This window comes from Nocardia sp. IBHARD005 (genome assembly GCF_052814245.1).
Genome location: NZ_CP199935.1, coordinates 4,481,891 through 4,504,974, shown reverse-complemented (window position 1 = coordinate 4,504,974; position 23,084 = coordinate 4,481,891). Strand labels below are relative to the sequence as shown.

The following is a 23,084-nucleotide window of genomic DNA, read 5'->3' as shown; positions in this document are numbered from 1 at the left end:
CCGCCGTGCGTGAGTGAAACTACTCCCGAATTCGGGTACTACCCTGTTCGTTGGCGAACGACGGTGCGGGAGTGAGTGTTTCGATTAGAATGGTGCGTGGTGAGATCCTCACCGCGGTACCGATCCTCGGGTACCAGCGTCAATCATCGCGATAGTTCCACCATTTCGGGAATTCCATCCGATACGCAGTCATACAGGGGGTCAAACATGTCTACAGCTGTCGATTTCGCGGCCAGGCTCATCGATCCGCGGGCGATCGCCGCGGCGGGCCATTCAGCGGTCCTCGCCTACATCTCACCGAGCAGGCCGGGCGCGAACTTCGGTGCCAAACCGATCACCGCCGACTACGCTCGCACGCTCACCGCCGCCGGGCTCGACATCGTCTCCATCTGGCAATACGGCAAACCCGGCGACGCGACCCCGTCGGACTGGACCACCGGTTTCGAGGGCGGTCGGCAGATGGCCGAACAGGCGTTGGCCACCCACCTGAGCGTGGGCGCGCCTCGACACGCACCGATCTTCTTCGCCGTCGACGAGGACATCTCGTTGTCGCAGTGGAACAGCACGGCGGTCGAGTTCTTCCGCGGCGTCAACGCGGTGCTGGGTACGGCATGGACCGGGATCTACGGGCACTCCCGGGTGTGCGCGTGGGCGATCGAGGACGGGGTGATCGGTGCGCGAGGGGAATTCAGCTGGGCGTGGCAGACGCGTGCCTGGTCGGGCACCGAACGGGAACCGCGCGCCGTACTCTACCAGCGGGTGATCGACACCCCGAGCAACCCAGGACCTCTCATCGACGGCACCCGCGTCGACGTGAACGACATCCTCGCCCCCGACTTCGGGCAGTGGGCGATCGACCGCTCGGCATCGGTACCGCAGTTCACCGAGATCGACCGCCTCGGACCCTCACACTCCCCGCGCGACGGCACCCGGGTCACCAATTTCCTGTTGCACACCCAGGAAGGCAACGGCACCGCCGAATCCCTTGCCGCGTATCTGAACAACCCGGCCAACGAAGTGTCCTACCACTACACGCTGCGCGACGCGGTGGTGGTGCGGGTGGTGCCGGAGGAACGCGCGTCGTGGTCGGTGCTCTCGGCGAACCCTTTCACCGTGAATCTGTGCTTCGCCGGCAGCCGGATCGCGTGGTCGCGTGAGCGGTGGCTGAGCATCGACGGTGATCTGCGGATCGCGGCGTACCTCGCCGTGCGCAGCGCGCACCGGCACGGGCACTCGACCGAGGTGATCGGGCCGGATTACCACGTTGCCGACGGGATCTCCGATCATCAGTACGTCACGAGGGCTCTCGGTATCGGCTCGCATACCGATGTCGGCCCGAACTTCCCGTGGGATGTGTTCGCGGCCCATGTTGCCTCGTTCGTCGGTGGAACCGGGCAGACCGCGATCGATGCCCGTGCCGCCGCGTCCCCGTGGTTGGGCGTGCGCCGCACAATCGGCGAACACCCCACGTCGGACGGGGTAGGACGTTTCGCCGAATTCGAACACGGCTACGTCTACTGGCATCCGGCCGGCGATGCCCACGCCGTCCCGACAGCGGTCATGGCCAAGTACGCCGAGTTGGGGTGGGAGACAGGCCCCTTGGGCTACCCGACCGCCGAGCACACCGAACTGCCCGATCCGCGAGGTTCCGGACCCGGGCTGACGCAGGCTTTTCAAGGCGGAACCGTCTACCGGCGCGCCGCGCAACTCGCGTACTGGGTGCACGGTGCGATCGGTGCGCGTTGGGCGGCAACCGGGTCCGAGAACGGCGAGCTCGGCTGGCCTGCCTCCGACGAGACCGCCCACGACGACGGGATGTATCAGGCGTTCGAATTCGGCCGGATCTATTGGGTGCCCGGACAGATCGTCGCGCTGCGCAATTCCGGCGAGCCTGATACCCCGTTGGCTCGGCCCACGTGAGGGGTCAGGCCAGCAGGATCGCGAGGGTGGTGGCACCGGCACCCAGTACCAGCGCCGCTACCACCAGGAGCGCGATCAGCCGCGTCCGTGACGTCGGGCCGGTGTAGGTTTCTTCGGCGTTCAGCATGTCGTCGATGTCGATGGCGGCGAACTCACGGGTCGATTCGAGAGGGCCGGGCTGCTCGGTCATGTGCGTGACGCTAGTCCAGGTCGCTGCTCACCGCCGCCGATACCCCACTGATGTTCGCGAGCACCGGGGTCCGGGTAGTGGCGAGGAGCTCGTCGAGCTGAGCTTCGGCGCGTTCGGCACGGGCCAGGGTTTGCTTGCGGGCATCGTCGAGCGCTGCCCATCGTTGCGCGCCTTCGGTGCGCACTTGTTCCAGCGCGGCCGCCGATTCGTCGCGGCGTTGCTGGGTTTCGATGGTGGTGGTGCGGCGCAACTCCGCGAGTTCGGTACGGGTGCGGTCGAGTTCGCCGCGCGCGGTGTCGAGGTCGGTGCGGGCCCGGCGCCACTCCTCGCGTGCCTCGGCGGCCGCCTCCACTCGTTCGGCGGTGGCTTGCTCGGCGCGTTCGGTGGCGCGGTCGGCGTCGGCGGCCCGCTGGATCGCCAGGTCGCGTTCGGCGTTCGCGGCCGCGATCCGGGCATCTGCGTTTCGGCGCTGGTGGGCGATCTCGGTGTCGGCGCGCTGCTCGGCGCGCGCGACGGCGTCGTCGGCTTCTTGTTTTGCTGTGTCGATGTCGTCGGCCGCTTGTCGTTGCGCCGCACGCACTTGCGCCTCGGCATCGCTGCGCGCGGCGAAAACGTCCTCGGCAGCCTGCCTGGTGAGCGCGTCCACCGAGGCCACGACTTCATCCCTGGCCGCGAGCGCCGCACCCACCGCCTGCTCAGCCTGTTCCGCGGCAGCCACCGCCTCCTCGGCCACCGACTCCGCCAGCGCGCGGGCCTGTTCGGCCTCGCGCCGCGCTTGTTCGGCCGCCACCGTCGCGATTTCCGCCTCGGCGATCCGTCGCGCCGCGTCGGCCTGCACAGCCTGGACCTGCGCCTCGGCCACCGACGGATCCCCGATCGTCTGCAGCTCGGCCACCGCCGCATTCAAGGTGGTCCCCAACTGCTCGGCCAACCCCCGAAACTGCCCGAGCAGCTCATCGGCCCGCAACCGTGCCACCGTCACCGGCCCCTGAGCCGTCACAGTGACAGTAGCCGCCGCACCCTCGGACTCCTGTTGCTGCCGTTGCCTTTCCCGCCACGCCCGCCACCGCGTGTGGTCCGGGTGATCGCAGTACTCGGAGGGACGACCCGGGCCACCGGCGCGGGTAATGGGGCGGGCACAGCCCGGATAGTTGCAGATGCTCGACACCCGAGAATCGTAACGTTGGTTTCGTCATTTCCACATGTATTACACGAAACGAAACCCGTGTCGCCTCTTGCGGACTCGAATCCAGGGTTCGCGGTCCTGACCGCCGATAAGTGAACATTATCGGCGGTCAGCCAGCTGGCTTGTCGCCGAACACCTAGGATTATTTACGTTTACGTTTGGTTGGCACCAACGCTACGAATCGACAACGGAACACATCGAAAACCGTGCTCGGTGGTACGGGCGTCCACAACGGCGCCGAAGACAGGCGTGGGACTGGCTTGCTCATCAGACGGATCGCCAACAGCGCAACCCAAATGCCGCCGGCAATGATCCCGATCCGGTCGATCAGCCCTGACGCCCGGAATCGGCGCTGCGGATGTGCCCGTGCGGCCGCACCGATGAATTTCGGGTGCTTCCGTCGTCCAAACCTCTGAATGCACTGACAGACAGGAGTCCAGGCATGACGAGACCGTTGCGATGCGGGATGACCACGGTACGGGCGAACGGTGTGGATCTCGGCATCGAGAGCTTCGGCAGCGAGGACGATCCGCTGGTCCTGCTGGCCGGCGGCACAACGATGCTGTCCTGGCCCGACGCGCTGTGCGAGCGGCTCGCGTCGGGCGGGCGGCGTGTGGTCCGCTACGACCTGCGTGACTCCGGCGCGTCGACGACCCTCGATCCGGAGAATCCGGCGTACGACCTGCGCGACCTCGTCGCCGACGCGGCCGCGCTGGTCGAGGTGCTTGGTGCGGGGACCGCCCATCTCGGTGGGATCGGCGTCGGCGGGATGGTCGCTCAGGTCGCCGCACTGGCCCACCCGGACGTGTTCTCCGCACTGACCCTCGTCGGCACCCGGCCGGTGGCGCCGGGCCCGGCCGACGAGGACCTGCCGGACCACAACCCCGAGGTCATGGGTGCGCTGTTCTCCCGCATGCAACCGGACTGGACCGACCGGGATGCCGTCACGGCGTTCGCCGCCGAGGGTGCCGAGCCGATGGGCAACGATCCGGAGCAGGCGCGCGCGACTGCGGCTCGAATCTGGGACCGGACGCGGTCGCGCGATCCCGCGGTTCACCAGGCGAATCAGCTCGGGATGGTGTTCTCCCGGATCGACTGCTCCCCGCGATGGCGGGAGCGCCTCGGTGAACTCGACGTGCCCACACTGGTGGTGCACGGTCGCGCCGACCCGTTCTTCCCGGTCGGCAACGGTGAGGTCCTCGCCGCCGAGATCCCCGCAGCGCGACTGCTCGTCCTCGGGGACATGGGTACATCCTTGCGGGACAACGCGGCAGACCAGGTCGCTGCGGCAATGCTCACCCTGTGACCCTCGGCTGGACGCGCTGGCATCTGCGCCACCGAACTCGCCGATCCCACTGACCGCCGCTAAGGGTTGGACGCTACTATTTGACAGAGTGCGTAATACTGTAACGCATGATGCTCCGCCCCGACGGCATGACGATCACCGATGAGTCCGCGATCGGCCTGGCCGCGTCGATCCGCGCGCGCGAGGTGACCGTGCGTGCCGTGATCGACGCCCACATCGCCGTTCTGGAACGCTTCGCGCCCGCCACGAACGCCGTGGTCGTCGATTGCTACGACACCGCGCGACAGCAGGCCGACGCCGCCGACGCCCACCTCGCGACCGGACCGGCGACCCTGCCGCCGCTGTTCGGCGTACCGATCACCGTCAAGGAATCCCTCGCCGTCGCCGGCTTGCCCAACGCCGCGGGTGTCGTGGCACGAAAGCACCTGCGGCCCGCCGCCAATGCCACTGTGGTGCAACGAGTCCTGGACGAGGGCGCGATCGTGCTCGGGCTGACGAACACCTCCGAGGGGTGCATGTGGATCGAGTCGACCAACCGGGTCTACGGGCGAACCAGCAATGTGCACGACCGAACACGCACGGCGGGCGGGTCCTCAGGCGGTGAAGGTGCCGCCGTCGGCAGCGGTGGCTCCCCGCTCGGGTTGGCCACCGACACCCTCGGCTCGATCCGCATCCCCGCCTTCTGCAACGGAGTATTCGGCCACCGTCCCACGACCGGCCTGCTCCCGACCACCGGCGCCTGGCCACCGCCCTTCGGGGTCGCCGCCTTGTGCTCCAACGGGGTCATCGCCCGCCGCGCAGCCGATCTCATGCCGCTGCTGCAGATCATGGCGGGCCCTGACGGGACCGACCCACTGATCCAGGAAGTCACCCTCGGCGATCCGGCGACGACCTCGCTACGCGGTGTTCGCGTGGTGCTGCTCGACAAAACGTTCGCCCCTGGCGTCGGCCGCGAAGTGCTGGCAGCACGAGACCGGGCCGCCGCCGCGCTCACCGACGCCGGCGCCGAGATCACCCACGTGCCAATGCGTTCACTGCGGATGATCGGACTTTTCGCCACGATCGTGCTGGCCGAGGAAACCGGGATCAGCTTCGCCGAGATCATGCGCAACGAAGGCGCCGACATCCTCGCGGTACGCCAACTCACCGCCGCCCGTGGGGACCACATACTCGCCACCCGGCTCCTCGCACTCGGCGAACTGATCGCAGCACAACTACCCGCCCCGGCGGCCCGGCGCATCACCGCAGCCGCACACAACGCTGCCACCGAGATCACCGAAACCATCGGCGACGGACTCCTCCTGCACCCCACCCTGACCACGGTCGCACCCCGCCACGGTCGCACCACCGGGCGCCCATGGCGCACGAGCACGGTCGCACCGTTCAACCTCGCCGGACTACCGGTCACCCAGGTTCCCCTCGGCCGCGGCACCCACGGGCTGCCACTCGGGGTCCAGGTGGTCGCCGGCCCGAACCGCGATCACCTCTCGATCGCGGCGGCCCTCACGCTCGAGAAGGCGTTCGGCGGTTGGGTCAGGCCACGCCACTGACCACACTCGAGTGCCGGTGCCTCAGTGCGTGGCTGCCTCTTCGATAACGGCGGCGACAGCAGCGGGCTGCGAGACCAAGGAGGCATGGGAGGCGGGAATTTCGGAGGTGCGGGCGCCGATTCGGTCGGCCATGAAGCGCTGGGAGGTCGCGGGGATCACCCGGTCGGCGCCGGAGACCAGGTACCAGCTGGGTATCCGGGACCAGGCGGGCGGGCCGGAGGGTTCGATGTTCGCCACAACCGCGATGGAGCGCTGGTGGGCGATCATGTCGGTTGCGGTGGCATCGCTGACATCCTGCGCGAATACCTCGTGGAACGACGCGGGGTCGACGTAGCCGTCGAGGTTCTTGCCCGCGATCCCCTGACTGTCGTCGACGACGGCGACCTGCAGGACCGGCGGCAGCAGGCGGCTGCCGGGGAAGCGGATCGGATCCAGTGCCAACTGGGCGGGCTCACCCTGTTGCGGGGCGAACGCGGCGATGTAGACCAGCGCGGTCACATCGGGGTCGTCGATGTTGGTGATCACCGTGCCACCGTAGGAATGTCCGACCAGCACGATCGGTCCGTCGATCGTCGCGAGAGTGCGTTCGACAGCGGCGGCGTCGTTGGCGGGACCGCGCAGCGGATTGCCGGGGACCACGACGCGGTAGCCGTCGGCGCGCAGGGCCGCGGCGACGCCGTCCCAGCTGGTGGTGTCGGCGAACGCGCCGTGGACCAGCACCACGGTGGGGGTGTCGGCGGCCAGGGCGGGTGCCGTCGCGCTGAGCACGCCCGCACCAAGGCCGACCGCAACAGCAACCGCCACATTCGATCGGAGCCTGCTCGTCATGACTTCGTCCTCTCACCCTCGGAGATTCGGCGAACGCCCACGCCACAGTATTGTCCACCGCCCCGGAAAATGATCAGCAGGCGGCCACCGCCGGGATCGTCGCCGATGAAGCTGCGCCTCCTCGACGCCGTCGATCTGGCGGCGATGTCTGCTTTCGGGTAGGAGTGGAGGCGAATAGAGGGGGAATCGTGGGGCAACGAATCAGTCCGTCGGCGACGGGCTCGCGGGTGAGTGAGCGTCGAGTGCGCTCCACCGAGGAATGGCTGGACTACTTCCAGCGGAATGCGGCTCGGCAGCGACCCATTCCGTGGCAGACGAACGGAATCGGAGCCGGTCCGGCAGAGCTGGCACCGATTCGCCGCTCACTGCAGGCCTGGCAGCTCGGCGAAACATCGGACGGATGTCACCTGGCCGCATCCGCTGACCGATACGCCACAGCGACCGGCGACCCCGCCTACCGCGACGTCATCGACCTGTTCATCCGGGAAGAGCAACGCCACGGCGCGCTGTTGGGTCGAATCTTGGACGATGCGGGAATCCCACGCCGACAAGCCGATTGGGGCGACACGCTGTTTCGCCGACTCCGGCACAGCATCACCGACATCGAGGTCTGGACCACGCCCGTCGTCATGGTCGAGACCCTGGCGATGATCTATTACAACGCGATCCGCCGAGCCACCGGCTCACCGGTACTCCGCGCGGTCTGCGCCCAGATCCTCGCCGACGAGGTACCCCACGTGCAGCTGCAATGTGAACGACTGGCCGTGTTGCTACACAACCGATCCCGCACCCGCTACCACCTCACCATGCTCACCCACCGCGTCCTGTTCCTCGCAGTCATGCTCCTGGTGTGGGCAGGCCACCACCGCGCCCTCCGCGCCGGCGGCTACACCTGGGCCCATTACCGCCAGGCGGCCTACGCCAAAATGCACCGCGCGTGGCAACGGATGGACCCGCAGCGGTACGTCTGGACCTGATTCGCACGGCCGAGGACGCGGGTAGTCAGGCTCCACCGACACGCCGGGACGGGACCCTGGAACCGGTGGGAGCCGACCGGCCGCTCGGCACAGGGGATGCCCGCGAGAGAGCCACTTACATACCGCGGTACCAGGGGATTCGAATCCGCGCCCCGCAACCGGCGGGACCAGTAACGTCGCAGAAGTAGGTGCATCCCGACCAGAGGAGAACCGTGAAGCTACTCGTCACCGGCGGTGCTGGTTACATCGGCAGCATTGTCGCCGACCAACTGTGTACCGCGGGTCATCAGGTTCATGTGCTCGACGACCTATCCACCGGGTTTCGCGAGAACGTACCCTCGGCGGCGGCATTTCATGAGGGTTCGGTACACCATGTCGCTGATCTACTCACTCGCGCAGCGGGTTTCGACGGCGTCCTGCATTTCGCCGCATCAATCGAAGTCGCCGAGTCCGTTGCCAACCCAGAGAAGTACTGGCACAACAACATCGAAGGCTCACTGGCGTTGCTGCGCGCGATCCGATCCGCCGAAGTTCCGCGGTTGATCTTCTCCTCGACCGGGAGCATGTACGCCGGCGACGGCACCACAGCGTTCGACGAGACCGCCGTAGTCCGGCCGAAGAATCCCTACGCCGCAACGAAGGCCACCGTCGACCAACTCATCGCCGGCGAATGCGGTGCGTCGGCCACCCTCGGCGCGGCGTCGCTGCGCTACTTCAATGCCAGCGGTGCCGTGCTCACCGCGGACGGCGTCCACCTGGGCGAACGCCACGATCCCGAATCCCACCTCATCCCCATCCTGCTCCAGGCCGCCACCGGTCAACGCAGCGAATTCACCCTGTTCGGCACGGATTACCCGACCGCCGACGGCACCTGCATCCGCGACTACATCCACGTCGCCGACCTCGCCGCCGCACATCTTCTCGCCCTGAACGCGGTAACCCCGGGCGTCCACGAGATCTACAACCTCGGCAACGGCCAGGGCTACAGCAACCGCCAGGTCATCGACACCGTCCGCGAAGTAACCGGCGTCGACTTCCCACTACGGGTTGCAGGCCGCAGACCGGGCGACCCCGCGACCTGCATCGCGTCCAGCACCAAAGCGCACACCCACCTCGACTGGAAACCTCAACGCCCCGACCTCGCCGATATCATCAGCGACGCCTGGCGCTTCCACCAGCGTCTATGACCGATTCATCGCCCGGTCTCGACCGCAGCGGCCGACGAACGATTAGCGCTGAGCCAATCCCGCTTCACGAGAACCCCAGCACGGCACTCGCCGCAAGCTCGGGCGCGTTCAACTGCTGGCGGAATACATCGAAGAATCCTGCGCCGACTACGCCCACGATCTCCCCCGGCTCGACGGGACGCCGGTCCTGATTGTCGATGGTGCGAACGACAGCCGCACGGTCATCCTGGGATGGCCTGCGGCTGTCGGAACGGTTGCGCCGCGCCGCGGCGATGGCGACCCATCGCGTGTTGCCGGTCGGCCATGCGATCACCGCCGAGGACTGCGAGGTCGCGCGCGAATGGCTTCGGGCGCAACAGCTTTGATCATTTCCGCGTCAGACGAGAGCTCCGTGTCCGACGGTGACGTTCCCGTACAGGTTGCGCGCGAACACCTGCACGGCATCCCCGCTCCCCTGTGACTGGCCTACGGGTTCCATGCGATTCTGTACGCTGCCGTGCAGCGCGTTGACCTCCAGTCGCGCCGCGCTGCCCGGACGGATCCCCACCTCGAGATCGCCCATCGAGGTCTCCAGCCGGAGCACCCCGTGGGAGGCTTCGTCGACGCGGATGTTGCCCTTGGCGGTCTTCGCGGTCACTGAACCACCCGGTCGTTCGATCACGATGTCGCCGGCGGATACCTCGAGCTCGGACCGGTCGAATTCGCCGATACTCACCAGTCGACCCATTGCGGCGGTCGCGTCGAGCACGGAGCCGATCGGTACCGCGACGGTCACCGAGACCGCCGGATTGCCACCGAACGGCGTGAAGGCCTTCCACTTCTTCGGCGCCTCGACGGTCAGCTTGCCACCGGCGAACTCGACCTGAATCTGTTCGGCAGCACGCACATCCGCTTTGCTGGACGTATCGGCCGGTCGGACCTCGACGACGGTGTCGGTTCGGTCGGCGGCGACCACGGTGACATCACCGCAGGGCACATCGACGGTGACGGTGATCGGCTGCGGTGTCTGGAAAGTAGGCATCTGCACTCCTGGACTGCGAGGGTTATACGTAGATGTATACGCACATTGTGCTGCTCTCACTATAAGTAGATGTATACGTATAGCGCAACCCTCATTTTCAGCCGCCAGTCTTCGCCGCCGAGGGCAAGACGTGTATCCGAGGGGGATATTACTTTCAGGTAATATCCTGGTGGTATTCCCGGCGAGCAGGCAGAGCGAAAAGAGGGTGGACAGTGGGCGTAGCGCAACGACTGGTCGGATTGGTGAACCGGAACGGGCGGGTGAACGGGTCCCCGTTCGATGCCACCCAGTCGATGAGCCCACCGTCGGGATGGCAGCGGAACTGGGTGCACTACGGGGTGATGGTGCCCGATCTGCCCGAGCCGCACCGTTCCTTCGGGGTCACATCGATCGTCGGCACCCCCGGCGTGACGATCTTCGCCAACGATCACGCGATCACCACCACCCCGTCCGACACGGCGTACACCTCCTCGGCGACGGCATCCATGACCGAGGGGCAGTTCCTCGTGCACAGCATCGCTCGCGACTGCGAGTTCGCCTCGGACGGCAGCCACCTCCGCTTCGGCGAGGACCTCGTCATCGACGGCACCTACCCGCACTTCACCGTGCGCCGGACCCATCCAGAGGTCACCGTCGAACTCGAGATCGAGGCCACCGACAAGGTGGCCCACTTCGCGAACATCCCTGGGCTGTATCGGCATTGGAGTCTGCTGGCGACCTACCGCGGTCATATCGACTATCGCGGTGAGCGCGTCCAGGTGCAGGGTTTGTGCACCGTCGAATATGCCGCCGGTGCCGGTATGCACAGCGTGACGACCTCGACACGACCCAAACTGCCCGCGAAGTTCTTCGCGTACAACGTCATCAACGTGGACGACCGAACGCAGGCGTTGCTGGTCGAGGTCCTCGGCCCCGCCGGGTTCCCGATCCATCAGGCGGTCTACCTGCGCTCCCTCGACGGATACGGCGGCGTATACACCCGCGGACTCGAATTCCGTGTCCGCGAGTACGAATCCCAGCCGCGGCGTACCCCCGACGGCCGCGCGATGCGGCTACCGAAGTCGTTGTCGTGGCAGGTACTCGACGACGAGGGCCGGGACCTGATCACCATCGACGGCACGGCCGGCGGTGACTACTCCTACGGGCTCGGCGCCGGGTTCGTAGGCACCTACGACTACACCGGCACCTACCTGGGCCGCGCGATCACAGGCCGGGCCTACCTCGAGTACATCGACTGCCGCTGACCGCGGGCCACCGACGCCCAGCGGCATACCCGCACTCACCTGCGCTGTGAACGATGGAACCAGTAAGGCCTGCCAGCGCCGATGCGAGCGACAGAATTGGTCCGGGAACTCACCGGGCCCCTTCTCGCTACGGCAGAACCCGACACTTGACCACATAGCCGCTGGGCGAGCGGCCGAGATCTACGTCGTCACCTCGCACACCAGCATCTCGTCCGCGTGCGCTTGGAACTCGTAGTCCACCTTCACAATTCGGCTCGAAATGCCCGCGAGCGACAACTCGGCACGCAACTTCTCGAGCTGCTCGTACCGGCCCTGCGAACCGATGGGGACCACAGGGAACAGCCGGATTTCCGTGGCGGCGACGCGTGCCAGTTCGATAATCGCCTGGCGGTGGAACTCGTAGTCGAGATCGTCGGCGTAGCTGAAGAGTAGATGCGAGCTGAGGACGAGGTCGAAGGTGTTGTCGGCGAAGGGGAGTGCGGGGAGCTGACCTGGGATGTAGCGGTGCGGGGACGTCCGGGTGTGGGTGGCGAAGTGTTCGGCCGACTTGCGGCGAGCGCGGTGGTGTTCGTCGGGGTCGGCGAAGAACGTCCAGCGGTAGGCGTCGGCGTGCTCGCGGACATATCTGTTGCCACGGTCGGCTTCAGCGACAGCGTTGGCAGCCACCCGGTCGACGCCATTGCCGAAATAGGCTATGTCGCAAGCAGTGACATCACCACCGCGCTGGCATACCGCGGCGGTGAAACCTGCCGCACCACCCGGACAGTCCAGAATTCTGCGCCCGAGATCGTCTTCGGTGAGCGCGAACATCGCCTGGTACTCGCCGAGTGAGCGTGAGCTGACGAGAATCTCGCCGAACCCACCGGTTCCCCTGGACGTGTCGTTGTCGATCATGGTCGTCCTCCTGTTCCAGGACCGCCCGCAGGGCCGGAACAGATGTCGTCACGACAGATCTGGCCACCCTCGAGGCGGCCGCGCACAACTCGGTCAGCCGCTAGGTCAGCGGCCACCACCGTTGCGCGAACATCATCACCCGGTGATTGAACCACGTGGGCGCGCTCTCGAGTATGCGAATTTCGTCGCTATAGCGGATCATATGGCGGTGAATGAAGATCTCATGAGGGCGCACGCGGCGGAATTCGACGGCGCGGACGCACCGGCTGCCTGACATGCATCCCACTGAACTCGCAGCTGATCTGGACGAACGCCAGTTCGCGCGGTACGAATGCCCCTGTTGTGATGAGCCGATCGAGCGCACCTGGAACATGATCACCCGCGACGGGAATGCTTACGCGGCGTACTTCGCCAACAGCTACCAGCACACCGATAAGCATCATGACACCTGGATCGACGTCATCCTCGGCACCTGGGATTCCGAAACCGCCGACGACCACGTGACTTTCGGTTGCCGCGTCGGACCCGTGCAGAACAATCCGAACCCCGCGGCAACCCTGGTCCAGGCATGCCTGGACGGGTCAGCCGATGAAGTCCACGGCGTGGTGCTCTCGCGCGAGGACGGCTTGGTCCACCCTCGTCTTCCGGAGTTCTGGGGAATCGTCGACTTCGTGCTGGCCAACGACCCGACCGTCACCGCCCACTTGTACGGGTAGGCGAGAGGGGTCATCCAAGTACTCGATGACCCCTCTGAACTCAGTCGATCGGGCTGTGTCCCAGCAGAACCCGGCCACTGAAACGGGTCTGTTTCGCCCGGGGCAGGGGATGGAATTGGCAGCCGTGGATGTCGCGGTAGAGGCGTTCGAGGTCGCAGGTGCGGGAATAGCCTGCGCCGCCGGTGGTTTCGATCGCCAGGCGAACGGTGGTGATGAGGGCGTCGGCGGCGACGGTTTTGCGGCTCAGGGTGCGGGCGGCGTAGGTGTCGGTGTTGGGGAAGGTCAGGTTCTCGGAGTCGATGAACATGGCGGTGATGAGGTCCTCGGCGGTGGTGTAGGCGTTGAGCATTTCTCCCGCCGACTGGACCGTGTGGGCTTCGGAACGGCCCTCCAATAGGCGCGCGGTGAGGTCTACAGCCGCGTCGGCGACACCGAGATAGGCGGCCAGTACCAGTGGAAGGGCGGCGCCGATCACCACATTCAGCACCGGCGGCCACGGACCGGCCGGGCGGGTCATCGAGATCGCGGCATCGGGCACGAATACGTCGTCGAGGACGACAGTATGGGAACCGCTCGCACGCAGACCGAACGAATCCCAGGTCTTGTCGATACTCACCCCCGCGGCAGTCAGCGGGATCGCGAAATGCAGCACCTCACCGTCATAGCGAACACTGGTGACGAGCACATCGCCCACCTCACACCCACTCGCGGGTGCCTTGCGCGCGCTTACCCGATAGCCACCGTCGACACGCACGGCCTGCCCATTGGACTCGACCCAATCCGACGCGCCGGTGCTGACCAGAATCGCCCCGCCCACCACCTTCGCGAACACCGCCGAAGCATCCACCCCATGGTTGTGCCGCCACACCTGCGCGGCCACCAGGTGTGAATGCATCGCGAACGCGACCGCCGTCGACGGATCGTGCCTGCCGAGTTCGCGCAGGATCTCCCCCATCTCCCGATGCGAGGCGCCCCCACCGCCGAACTCGACCGGCACGAGCGCCGCCGACAGACCGCTCGACCGCAATCGGTCGAACGCGGCGACGGAGATCTCGCCGGTGTGGTCCCGCTCAGGGACTTCCAGACACAAGGTTTCACCGATCTCGCGGGCGAGGGAAACCCGGTCGGTGCTGGACGTGGTGCCGGAAATTGTGGAAGTCATGTTTCGAAGGTAGGAAGCGGCGCGATAACCAGATAGTCCAGAAAGTGGACTCTCCCGGTCCAGAAAATGGACCCCGTCGGTGAGGTGACCATGACAACAACGACCGCAGGCTACGGCCAGTACTGCCCGATCTCGCGGGCCCTCGACGTGCTCGGCGAACGGTGGTCGCTGCTCATCCTGCGCGACCTGTTCCTCGGCACCACCCGCTTCAACGACCTCGCCCGCGGCCTACCCGGCCTGTCACGCAGTTTGCTCGCCAAACGCCTGCGCCAGTTCGAACGCGCCGGACTCATCGAAAAGCTCGGCACCGAACACCTGCTCACCGAAGCGGGCAGCCAGCTCGAACCCATCCTGTTCGGCCTCGGCGAATGGGGCGCGCGCTGGACCTTCGGCGCCCCACAGCAGGACGAACTCGATGCGGCGTTGCTCGTGTGGTGGATGCACACCCGGATCGACACCTCGATGCTGCCCGGTCGGCGGCAGGTTTTGCAGGTCCGGTTCACCGACGATATCCGCCGGTTCTGGATCGTCGTCGAAGCCGCTGTTCCCTCGGTGTGCGAGACAGATCCCGGCTATCCCGTCGACGTCACCATCAGCGCCGACGTCGCCGGCCTGTACGAGGTGTGGTTGGGGCGAATGCCACTGCCCCACGCGCAGCGCACCGGGCGGGTCATGTTCACCGGCCCACCCGCACTCACCCGCCGGATGCCTGCGGTATTGCGATTGAGCCCGGTCGCCGGATATGTCTCCGCGACGGCTCGACCGGACCCGGCAGCGCGCGCCTCGTGAGACGAAAGGTCCTATTCCGGACCGGTACGCCCGGCGATCCACATCGCCCAGCGGTAGAGGTCTTCGGGATCCCCCAGACTCGCTCGCGCTTCGGGCCCGGCGAACATCATGGCGCCGAACGACCCCAGACCGGGGTCATGAACTAAACCGAACAAAACGTGGCAGTAATCACTACTTTGCCCGTCATGTTGGCAGCGGCCGTGATCAAAACGTTAGGGTTCATCCATGGTACGTACCGGAGCAGCAACCTCAGAGCCGTACGAACCGAATGTTCCTCTCCCCCAAAACCATCCGGCACGGCTCGAGCTCGTCAGCGAATCGCCCGACCCCACCGCTGCGCCGACCGGAGACGTCGACGACCAGTTCCCGCGTCTCGGCGACACCAGTTTCCTCACCGGCGCCGCCAAGCACCGGCTCGCCGCCTACATCCACACCCAGCTCGCCGAGCTCGAAGAAATGCCGTGACCGCACGCCGATAGCGACTCCCGAACGCTTCGCTCCCGCGCCGGATTAGGCTGCACGCCAGGAGTTATCGGCGGCAGCGACAATTCACGCGAGGGAGTGGCGAAGGTGAGCGACGCATCGGTCGTGCTTCCGGAACAGGTTCGCACCGAACTGCGCCGCGGGGTGCGTAGCGTCCTCGTCGATACCGCGGCCCTACGCCTGGTCCGCGAACGCTTCGACGACAACCAGGCAGGCGCACTGCGCCGCTACCTCGAAGCCTCCCAATCGGCGAACACCCTGCGCGCCTACCGAACGGACTGGATCGCCTGGGCGGGCTGGTGCGCCGTCGAACAGCGACAGGCGCTCCCCGCGGACCCCCTCGACGTGGCCGTGTACCTGGCGGCCTCCGCGGACGCCCGACGAGAAAGCGGCGGGTGGGCGTTCAGCCCTGCCACCCTTGATCGCAAGTCCGCCGCCATCGCCGCAGTCCATGCCGCCAACGGGCTCCCCTCCCCGACACGCTCCGACGTGGTCCGGCTCACCCTGCGCGGCATCCGCCGCACCCGCCGCACCCCGCCGACCCGGAAACGACCGGTCCTGCTGCACACCCTCGACCAGCTTCTCGCCGAACTCCCCGCCTCTGACTGGCCCACCGAACCCGCGCGCCGCCGAGACGCCCTGGCACTGCTCGTCGGATTCGCCGGCGCACTGCGGCGTAGCGAACTCGCGGGCCTTCGCATCAGCGACGTGCACGTGCGCACCGACCACACCACCGGCGAACCGCTACTCGTCGTGCACCTGCCGACAACGAAAACCGACCCGACCGGTGTCGCCGAGCAGCGCATCGCCCTGCCGCGCGGCAAACACGCACGCACCTGCCCGATCTGCGCGTTCGCCGACTGGGTTCGGCTACTGGAAGTCCACGCAGACACCGGCGACGCGGGCGCCCGAACCTGGACGACGAACAACCTCGCGGCCGACACCACAATCCACCGCTGCCACGGCTTCACGGGAACCCGCCTCAGCACCGACGTGGACCGCCCGCTGTTCCCCACGATCAACCGGCACGGCTCGATCAGCGCCACCGCGCTCTCCGGCCGGGCCGTCGCCGAGCTCGTCAAGCGCTACGCGGCCCGGGCGGGCCTGGACCCCGACCTGTTCTCCGGACACTCCCTGCGCGCCGGCTTCGCCACCCAAGCCGCCCTCGGCGGAGCCAGCGACCGCGAGATCATGCGCCAGGGCCGCTGGGCGAACCCCCGCACCGTCCACGGCTACATCCGCACCGCGAACCCACTCGAAGACAACGCCGTCACCAAACTCGGTCTGTGATCAGACGATCCGGTCGAGCCGGAAGATGCGGAACTCGCGACTGCCCGAGCGCTGGAATTCCATCTCGTAGCCGGGCCAGAACTCGACAGCCTGGTCCCAGACGCGCTTACGCTCGACGCCGGTGATCTCAGCAACGGTCACCGGGAACGCGGAGCTGCCGCCGAAGCGCGCCGAGGCCGTGCGGGCCGCGCGCAGGTTCGCCGACCACGCCGGATGCTCCGGCTTACCCCAGTTCGAGCCGACCAGATAGAAGCCGTCCCCGTCCGGCACACACAGCAGCGACGTAGTGCGTGGCTGTCCCGACTTGCGCCCGACCACCGTGATCTCGATCGACGGGAGCCCGGCCAGATCGAGTACACCCCAACGACCGCCACTGAGCCTGCGCAACAACCGCTCGGTCGGCAGAACGACACCGGCGCCACGCATCACCCAGGGCTGTGCCGCGAACACGCGCGCAAAGCCCGGCAAGGGATTCCAAACCATCCACGAATCCTGGCTCGAGCGAACCGAGTTCGCCCACTTACGACCGTGCGCTGAGAGGCAACTCACTCGGCATGCTGGACGACCGACCCCCGCGAGCGGACCATGGAAACATGGACGAGGCCCGAAACGAAGCTCGGCGCACCGCGGCCGCGGCCGAAATCGGTAAACACGGCAGACTGGTGCGCAGCCCCCGCGACGGCAAACTGCTCAGTGCGGGCATGGCACCGTTCTTTCGCATCCGCACCCCACGCGGGTACGGCATCCTCACGACCACCGGGCGCAAGACCGGTCTACCGCGCCCGAAGGGTGTTCGGGTCTTCCGCGACGGTGACCGGGCGTACCTGGTGCAGCTGATGCCACCCCACGTGACGATTCAGCAGCCTGACGCGGTCAACGCCTGGCTCCGCAATGTTCGTGCCGACCCCCGCGTCACCCTGAAGCTGTCCGACGGTACCCACAGCGGGACGGCCAGGGAGATCATCGACCCGGACGAAGTCGCCACCGCACGCGCCCTGCTGTGCGACACCGTGGTGCCGGTGGACTACGGCGAATGCGCGATCCACCTGCGCGGAATGCCCTCGCGGGCGAAGATCCGGAGGCTGCACGCGTACTGGTTCGACACCGGTCGCGCGGTTGCCATCGATCTGGCGACCTAGCGGAAGCTCTCTCCCGTCCTTGCTGGTGAGTAGTTGTCACGTGCGGACATGTCGTGGACTGGAGCGGCTATGTCGGCCCTAAGGGGTGATTCATTAGTAAATGCGCATATCTACGTAACTAGATGTTTCTTCTCTTGCGGCAGGCTCCAAGCCTGCCGCACAGCCCTAATTCCCCCGCACAACTACCTCGATGTCGCACATGAACTCCCTCCCCTCCCCTAGCCGCCAGGAGTGCCATGCCCTCCCCCACTGGTCGCCGAATCCTCGCCGCGGTCGCTCTGACCGCCGCGGCCATGCTCACGACCAGCACCTCCCCCGCTCTTGCCCGACCACCGGCGCCGGCGCAACTGGCACCACTGCGCCACGACGGGATCGGCGCCGCCGATGTCATCACCATGGGTGAACGAATCACCCAGGCGCACAACAGCATCTACGACTACATCCATGCCGTGCACCCCGGCGCCCAGGTGAGCAGCAATGTCGCCTACATCCCCGGCGCCGACGATGCGGTCAGCGGACCGCTGCTCGACGGGATCTCGGCGCGCCTGGACTACATCGGCATCGACTATTACTACGGCCTGTCCCCCACCCAGCTACAGGTCCCCGATCCAGACCACCTCTGGACGATTCCGTTGCAGCCCGAAGGCATCTACTACGCGCTCGACCACTACGCGCGAAAGTTCCCCGGCCGCCCGCTCTACATCGTCGAGAACGGCATCCCCACCGAGAACGGACTCCCCCGCGCCGACGGCTACACCCGCGCGGATTCGCTGCGCGACACCGTCTACTGGCTGCAGCGCGCCGTCGCCGACGGCATCCCGCTGATGGGTTACAACTACTGGAGCCTCACCGACAACTACGAATGGGGCTCCTACACAGCACGTTTCGGCCTCTACACCGTCGACGTGCTCACCGATCCGACACTGACCCGCACACCGACCGACGCGGTCGCCGCCTACCGCGCGATCACCGCGGCGGGCGGCGTCGCCCCCGATTACCGGCCGACGCGTCCCGTCGCCGCATGCTCGCTCGTCGACGGGCTCGCCAGTTGCACCGATCCGGTGGCGGTCCCCCGGTAGAGGTTTGAAGCATCGATGGTTGCTCTACACTCAGGCGGGTGTCGAGCACAGCGTCACGCCCCTCCAGTGCCGTCAGCGGCAGGCAAACCCGATGGCAGCCGCACAACGACAGCCGCCGGGAGCGGATCGTGCTGGCCGCGGTCGAGCTGATCGAACAGTCGCCCCTCGGCGTCGAGGTGGCGATCGTCCAGATCGCCGAGCACGCGGGGCTCGCGAAATCGGTGCTCTACCGGCAGTTCGCCGGTCGCGACGAGCTGGATCGCCGGATCAGGAGTGAGATCGCCGACCGATTCGTCGCCGATATCGAAGACGCGCTCGACATCGCCGAGGGCTCGATCCACGAAATCCTGGTTCGCACGATCGGCGGCGTCGTCACCTGGATCCAAGACCATCCCCGGCTCCACGAGTTCCTGCGAACAGGTCCGTCCGAAGCCGATCCCGATATCGACGCGATGAGCGCGCTGATCACCACGATCGCAGGGTCGGCCAGGGCGCTCGTCACCGGCCTGGCCGGGGTGGTCGGCGTGACCGATGAAGCCTCGGCCGACACGATGACCTTCGCCATCGTCTCGATGACCGAGGCCACCGTCACCCGCTGGGCCAACGACCCGAATCCCGCGCTCACCAGGGATCAGCTGATCGAGGAAGTCGCCTCCTACGCCTGGCACGTGGTCGACGGCGTGGCCCGCCGCCACGGCCTGAACCTGGATCCCGACCAGCAACTCACCGAGGTCATCACCCAGCTGGTCGCCGGCTACTGAACAGCCGCCGGGGCCAGCTCACGCGACGCGGCGCGCGCTGCGTTCGGGTTCGCTGCGGTAGCGCGACACCGGGCCGTCGATGCCGAACTTGCGCCACAGCCACTTGGCGGTCGGGTTCATCAGGCCGAGGTCATCGGCCAGTTTGCGCATATCACCGAAGTAGCCCGACAGGATCTGCTGGGAATGCTCCGACTTCCAGAACGCCTGCTCGATGACCTCGCGCGGAATATCGAACTCGCGCTCGAACGCACGCGGCGGTGCCATGATCTCGCCTGCCAGCCAGCGCATCGCGATGGGGAACGCGACCGAGCAGACGCCACGATTGAACTTGCCCATCTGCCCGATGTGCGCGGTGAGGAAGTCGCCGGCGAAGGAGATGTGGCGTGCTTCCTCAGCGATGTGAATCTCCATGGTGCGCAACACCAACGGCGGCATCGACGCGCCCTCGCGGATCACTGCCTTCTGGTAGTGATCGATCGGTTCCTCGCCGCCGAGGATGCCGATGAACAGGATCAGGTGGGCGTAGCCGCCCGCGACGCCGATCAGCGGCGAGAGTGCCCGGAACAGGGGCCGCATGCCGGGCACATCGACGTCGATGCGGTTGACCAGCTCCTGGAACATCTGGATGTGGTTGCACTCTTCGGTCATCTCGTGCAAGCAGTACCGGAATTCGGGCGAGCCGTTCGGCAGCTTCATGATGTATTGCATCATTCCGCGGATCAGGATGCTCTCGAAGGCCGAGCCGACCTTGATCGTGTTGGCTGTGCGCCACTTGCCGATCTCGATCTGCCGGTCGAGCGGTTGGTCGCGATACCACTGCGTCGCGCCGAGCGGGTCGATCCGCGGCGAGAGAACCCACCGCACATCGTTGGGGTCAAGGGCGAGCTCGGGTGAATCCCAGTCGATATCGAGGTACGGATCGAAATGACGGTCGACAGACCCCTGTGACAGGGTAGCCAGCGCCTCTCGGTACTCCTCGGACTTGGGTCCGCCACGGCTCGATTCGGTCAGCGTCATCGGTGCCTCCTCGGTTCGCGTCCGGCGCGGACGACACTGTTAGCGCCGTCACACCGTGCCCCAAGAATAACTGAGACGTTCCGTCCCACACAACCCTGGACCGATAACGTTTTCCACGTCCTATTCGACCAGCAGAACCACCATCTGACGGGCGAGGTCGGCATCGCCGGGACCGCCCAGCCAGACCAGGGGCCGCCGCTGGTCGAGATGATCCAGCGCTTCGGGCAGGGATCCGTAGACGCGGTCGGCACGGACGACACACACCTGGGGTATCGCCTCGGAGACGGCAGGCCCACCATCGACATCGAGTGCCAGCGAGCCCGTGGACGCATCGCCGGCCACCGCGTCGCGAACCACCGCGTCGCCGGGCTCGACCGAGTCAGAGCCGCTGTGTACGACCTGGTGTCCGGGAGCACTGGCCCAGTGGTCCAACCACGCCGGGCCCGGCTCGACCGCGGCGAGCACCGTCTGCACGCTCATGCCGTAGAGCACGTCGGCGACCGCGGCGGGCAGGCCCGCGACGTCGACAGTGCGCACCAGCGAGCCGTGCTCGCGCAACCGTTCGGCGAACCGCGCGCGTACCTCGGCTCGCTCGGTCGGGTCCACCATCGCGTGCCTGCCGGTGGATCGACGCATGGGGACCCGGCGCTCGTCCTCGGGTAGGTCGAGCAGCCCGTCACGGACTCGGCGCAAGATCTCCTCGCGAGGATTCACTCGGGCACTCTCCTTCGTTGGCGACATCGTCGTCGCCGTTCACACATTCCTCTCCCCACATACCGCGGGAACTCTTCAGATCGCTACCGTACCGACCGGTCCACATGATCCTGGCACGGCACGACGAAGCCGAGCAGATGCAGTAGCTGGTCGATATTCAGGTCGAAGATCTCCGCGCGATCAGCGAAGGTGTCTCGGCCGTACATGTCGAACACGTCGAAATTCACGGCACCGAACAGCGTGGTCCAGGCGGTGAGGGCGGACGCGATCACCCGGTCGGGGGCGAGCAGGCCGAACTGCTCGCGGATCGTCGCGAAATCGGCTGCCGTTCGCGGGCTGATCGCCGGTTGACCGGCGGGGACGGTGAGCTGACCCTGACGGAAGGCGCTGTCGACGATGCCGAGCAGGATCGCGATCACCCGGACGCCCGGCGCCTCGGTGTCGGCGGCGGGCGCGTTGTAGCCGGGGATGGGCGTGCCGAACAGCAGGCCGTACCAGGCCGGCTCGGCCAGTGCCCATTCCCGCACGGTCCGCGCGGTGACCCGGAAACGGGTCGCGGGGTCCACGGGTACGTCGATCAGTGCCGCGTCGACGGCGTCGCCCAGTGCGTTGTAGCCGTCGACCACCAGCATGGTCAGCAGTTCGTCACGGCTGCGCACATACCGGTACACCGCCGAGGACACGACCCCGAGATCGCGTGCGACGGCGCGCAGCGACAATGCCGCGGCGCCGTGGGTGGCCAGGTGCTCGCGGCCGATGCGTTTGATGTCGGCGATCGTCTGCGCACGCGCCAGTGCGCGCGGGCCCGGCTGGTCGGAACTCATCGTCCGATCATCGCGCACTCGCGGCCCGGGCCGGAGCACGGCGTCCGGCCGCGTCGTCGGCGGCCGCGGCGCGTTCGATCTCGGCGGCGAACGTGATACCGCCGACCTCCCATGCCATCGCGAGCAATCGGTCGCGGAAACGGCTCAGGTCCACCCCGACCCCCTCGCCGCCGTAGCCCGTGCCCGCGGCGTCGCGGACCGTGTGCACCACCTCGTCGGCGAGCGCGGCGATCCGCGACTGGACCATCGTTCGCAGCGCCCCGCTGAGGGTGATGTCGATGCCCACGTCGTAGAGGACCAGTGCGGCCTTGAACATCGACCGGTCCGCGAGGAACCAGCGCTCGTCGCGACGCTCGAGATATCCCGCCGAGATGAGTTCGGCGAGGACATCGGCGCCACGGTCGCCCAGCATCGTCGCGAGTTCGGCGTCGTCGATGAAGGACGAGCGTTCGGCGGCCTGGCCCGCGCGCGGATCGAACAGCGCGCGCCAGTCACCGGCCTGCGGTTCGGCGTCGAAGACCTCGCGGATGGCGTCCAGACGCAGCCCGCGCGCCTGCATGGCGACGATGTCGCGCAGGCGGTCCACGTGCGCGTCGGAGTAGACGACTTCCTTGCCCGCGCGGCCGGGTTTCGGCAGCACGCCGAGCGACTGGTAGTAGCGGATGGTGCGCGACGCCACGCCGCTGACGACGGCGAGTTCCGCTCGGGTATATCGGGCCACCCGACCAGCATAAGTCGGGCCGGACCTACGTTGACAGCTCTGGCTGTCGCCATTAGCGTTACCCGCGTCACTGCCGACACCCGATC

25 protein-coding genes and 1 pseudogene are annotated in these 23,084 nt (G+C 66.9%); 14 read left to right on the top strand and 12 right to left on the bottom strand.

Annotated features, from left to right (window positions below):
• Positions 1-96: 96 nt before the first annotated feature.
• Positions 97-861: pseudogene (locus ACTWPB_RS21290) on the top strand (DUF1906 domain-containing protein); the annotation flags it as partial.
• A 156-nt stretch (positions 862-1,017) separates the two neighbouring features.
• Positions 1,018-1,920 carry an LGFP repeat-containing protein gene (locus ACTWPB_RS21285; RefSeq protein WP_446226434.1) on the top strand — a complete coding sequence of 301 codons (903 nt, stop codon included), beginning with the start codon at positions 1,018-1,020 and terminating at the stop codon, positions 1,918-1,920.
• Positions 1,921-1,924: 4 nt separating this feature from the next.
• Here the strand turns inward: ACTWPB_RS21285 and ACTWPB_RS21280 are convergent, their stop codons facing one another.
• Entirely contained in the window at positions 1,925-2,110 is a 186-nt protein-coding gene (locus ACTWPB_RS21280) for a hypothetical protein (RefSeq protein WP_378913730.1), read from the bottom strand.
• Positions 2,111-2,120: 10 nt separating this feature from the next.
• A complete protein-coding gene (locus tag ACTWPB_RS21275; RefSeq protein ID WP_446222335.1) occupies positions 2,121-3,278 on the bottom strand; it encodes a hypothetical protein in 1,158 nt (385 codons plus the stop codon).
• A gap of 484 nt (positions 3,279-3,762) precedes the next feature.
• Here ACTWPB_RS21275 and ACTWPB_RS21270 point away from each other — a divergent pair, with 484 nt between their 5' ends.
• Positions 3,763-4,602: an alpha/beta fold hydrolase gene (locus ACTWPB_RS21270; RefSeq protein WP_446226433.1), complete on the top strand. Its 840-nt coding sequence runs from the start codon at positions 3,763-3,765 to the stop codon at positions 4,600-4,602.
• 107 nt (positions 4,603-4,709) lie between these two features.
• Positions 4,710-6,152: an amidase gene (locus ACTWPB_RS21265; protein WP_446222334.1), complete on the top strand. Its 1,443-nt coding sequence runs from the start codon at positions 4,710-4,712 to the stop codon at positions 6,150-6,152.
• Between the two features lie 21 nt (positions 6,153-6,173).
• Here the strand turns inward: ACTWPB_RS21265 and ACTWPB_RS21260 are convergent, their stop codons facing one another.
• On the bottom strand, positions 6,174-6,980 hold the full coding sequence (locus ACTWPB_RS21260) for an alpha/beta fold hydrolase (RefSeq protein WP_446222333.1): 807 nt from the start codon (positions 6,978-6,980) through the stop codon (positions 6,174-6,176).
• 227 nt (positions 6,981-7,207) lie between these two features.
• Here ACTWPB_RS21260 and ACTWPB_RS21255 point away from each other — a divergent pair, with 227 nt between their 5' ends.
• Together ACTWPB_RS21255 and galE are read left to right on the top strand one after the other, a co-directional pair.
• Positions 7,208-7,957 carry a ferritin-like domain-containing protein gene (locus ACTWPB_RS21255; protein WP_446222332.1) on the top strand — a complete coding sequence of 250 codons (750 nt, stop codon included), beginning with the start codon at positions 7,208-7,210 and terminating at the stop codon, positions 7,955-7,957.
• Positions 7,958-8,169: 212 nt separating this feature from the next.
• Positions 8,170-9,144, top strand: a complete 975-nt coding sequence (gene galE, locus ACTWPB_RS21250) for a UDP-glucose 4-epimerase GalE (RefSeq protein WP_446222331.1) — start codon at positions 8,170-8,172, stop codon at positions 9,142-9,144.
• Between the two features lie 64 nt (positions 9,145-9,208).
• Here the strand turns inward: galE and ACTWPB_RS21245 are convergent, their stop codons facing one another.
• The gene (locus ACTWPB_RS21245; protein WP_446222330.1) at positions 9,209-9,457 is read right to left on the bottom strand and encodes a hypothetical protein; all 249 of its coding nucleotides are present in this window, start codon (positions 9,455-9,457) and stop codon (positions 9,209-9,211) included.
• 63 nt (positions 9,458-9,520) lie between these two features.
• Entirely contained in the window at positions 9,521-10,165 is a 645-nt protein-coding gene (locus ACTWPB_RS21240) for a hypothetical protein (protein ID WP_446222329.1), read from the bottom strand.
• Positions 10,166-10,425: 260 nt separating this feature from the next.
• Here ACTWPB_RS21240 and ACTWPB_RS21235 point away from each other — a divergent pair, with 260 nt between their 5' ends.
• On the top strand, positions 10,426-11,409 hold the full coding sequence (locus ACTWPB_RS21235) for a DUF6670 family protein (protein ID WP_446222328.1): 984 nt from the start codon (positions 10,426-10,428) through the stop codon (positions 11,407-11,409).
• A gap of 180 nt (positions 11,410-11,589) precedes the next feature.
• Here ACTWPB_RS21235 and ACTWPB_RS21230 read toward each other — a convergent pair whose 3' ends face one another.
• Positions 11,590-12,303, bottom strand: coding sequence for a class I SAM-dependent methyltransferase (locus tag ACTWPB_RS21230; RefSeq protein WP_446222327.1), 714 nt, complete (start codon positions 12,301-12,303; stop codon positions 11,590-11,592).
• A 275-nt stretch (positions 12,304-12,578) separates the two neighbouring features.
• Between ACTWPB_RS21230 and ACTWPB_RS21225 the strand changes: the two genes are divergently transcribed.
• On the top strand, positions 12,579-13,019 hold the full coding sequence (locus ACTWPB_RS21225) for a hypothetical protein (RefSeq protein WP_446222326.1): 441 nt from the start codon (positions 12,579-12,581) through the stop codon (positions 13,017-13,019).
• Between the two features lie 40 nt (positions 13,020-13,059).
• Here the strand turns inward: ACTWPB_RS21225 and ACTWPB_RS21220 are convergent, their stop codons facing one another.
• Positions 13,060-14,181, bottom strand: a complete 1,122-nt coding sequence (locus tag ACTWPB_RS21220) for an acyl-CoA dehydrogenase family protein (protein ID WP_446222325.1) — start codon at positions 14,179-14,181, stop codon at positions 13,060-13,062.
• 90 nt (positions 14,182-14,271) lie between these two features.
• Between ACTWPB_RS21220 and ACTWPB_RS21215 the strand changes: the two genes are divergently transcribed.
• The 3 genes from ACTWPB_RS21215 to ACTWPB_RS21205 all read left to right on the top strand — a co-directional run bounded on the left by ACTWPB_RS21215 (position 14,272) and on the right by ACTWPB_RS21205 (position 16,743).
• Positions 14,272-14,970, top strand: a complete 699-nt coding sequence (locus ACTWPB_RS21215; protein WP_446222324.1) for a winged helix-turn-helix transcriptional regulator — start codon at positions 14,272-14,274, stop codon at positions 14,968-14,970.
• Positions 14,971-15,195: 225 nt separating this feature from the next.
• Entirely contained in the window at positions 15,196-15,435 is a 240-nt protein-coding gene (locus ACTWPB_RS21210) for a hypothetical protein (RefSeq protein ID WP_446222323.1), read from the top strand.
• Positions 15,436-15,540: 105 nt separating this feature from the next.
• A complete protein-coding gene (locus tag ACTWPB_RS21205; protein WP_446222322.1) occupies positions 15,541-16,743 on the top strand; it encodes a site-specific integrase in 1,203 nt (400 codons plus the stop codon).
• Here ACTWPB_RS21205 and ACTWPB_RS21200 read toward each other — a convergent pair whose 3' ends face one another.
• Positions 16,744-17,226 carry a nitroreductase family deazaflavin-dependent oxidoreductase gene (locus tag ACTWPB_RS21200; protein WP_446222321.1) on the bottom strand — a complete coding sequence of 161 codons (483 nt, stop codon included), beginning with the start codon at positions 17,224-17,226 and terminating at the stop codon, positions 16,744-16,746.
• A gap of 110 nt (positions 17,227-17,336) precedes the next feature.
• Between ACTWPB_RS21200 and ACTWPB_RS21195 the strand changes: the two genes are divergently transcribed.
• The 3 genes from ACTWPB_RS21195 (at position 17,337) to ACTWPB_RS21185 (ending at position 19,722) form a co-directional block, all read left to right on the top strand.
• A complete protein-coding gene (locus tag ACTWPB_RS21195) occupies positions 17,337-17,882 on the top strand; it encodes a nitroreductase/quinone reductase family protein (RefSeq protein ID WP_446222320.1) in 546 nt (181 codons plus the stop codon).
• A 236-nt stretch (positions 17,883-18,118) separates the two neighbouring features.
• Positions 18,119-18,961: a family 1 glycosylhydrolase gene (locus ACTWPB_RS21190; RefSeq protein WP_446222319.1), complete on the top strand. Its 843-nt coding sequence runs from the start codon at positions 18,119-18,121 to the stop codon at positions 18,959-18,961.
• Positions 18,962-18,999: 38 nt separating this feature from the next.
• A complete protein-coding gene (locus ACTWPB_RS21185) occupies positions 19,000-19,722 on the top strand; it encodes a TetR/AcrR family transcriptional regulator (RefSeq protein WP_446222318.1) in 723 nt (240 codons plus the stop codon).
• A gap of 18 nt (positions 19,723-19,740) precedes the next feature.
• Here the strand turns inward: ACTWPB_RS21185 and ACTWPB_RS21180 are convergent, their stop codons facing one another.
• The 4 genes from ACTWPB_RS21180 to ACTWPB_RS21165 form a co-directional block, all read right to left on the bottom strand.
• The gene (locus tag ACTWPB_RS21180) at positions 19,741-20,739 is read right to left on the bottom strand and encodes an AurF N-oxygenase family protein (RefSeq protein ID WP_446222317.1); all 999 of its coding nucleotides are present in this window, start codon (positions 20,737-20,739) and stop codon (positions 19,741-19,743) included.
• 120 nt (positions 20,740-20,859) lie between these two features.
• Positions 20,860-21,453 carry a hypothetical protein gene (locus tag ACTWPB_RS21175; protein WP_446222316.1) on the bottom strand — a complete coding sequence of 198 codons (594 nt, stop codon included), beginning with the start codon at positions 21,451-21,453 and terminating at the stop codon, positions 20,860-20,862.
• An 83-nt stretch (positions 21,454-21,536) separates the two neighbouring features.
• A complete protein-coding gene (locus ACTWPB_RS21170) occupies positions 21,537-22,277 on the bottom strand; it encodes a TetR/AcrR family transcriptional regulator (protein WP_446222315.1) in 741 nt (246 codons plus the stop codon).
• A gap of 7 nt (positions 22,278-22,284) precedes the next feature.
• Positions 22,285-22,998, bottom strand: a complete 714-nt coding sequence (locus tag ACTWPB_RS21165) for a MerR family transcriptional regulator (protein WP_446222314.1) — start codon at positions 22,996-22,998, stop codon at positions 22,285-22,287.
• Between the last annotated feature and the right edge of the window lie 86 nt (positions 22,999-23,084).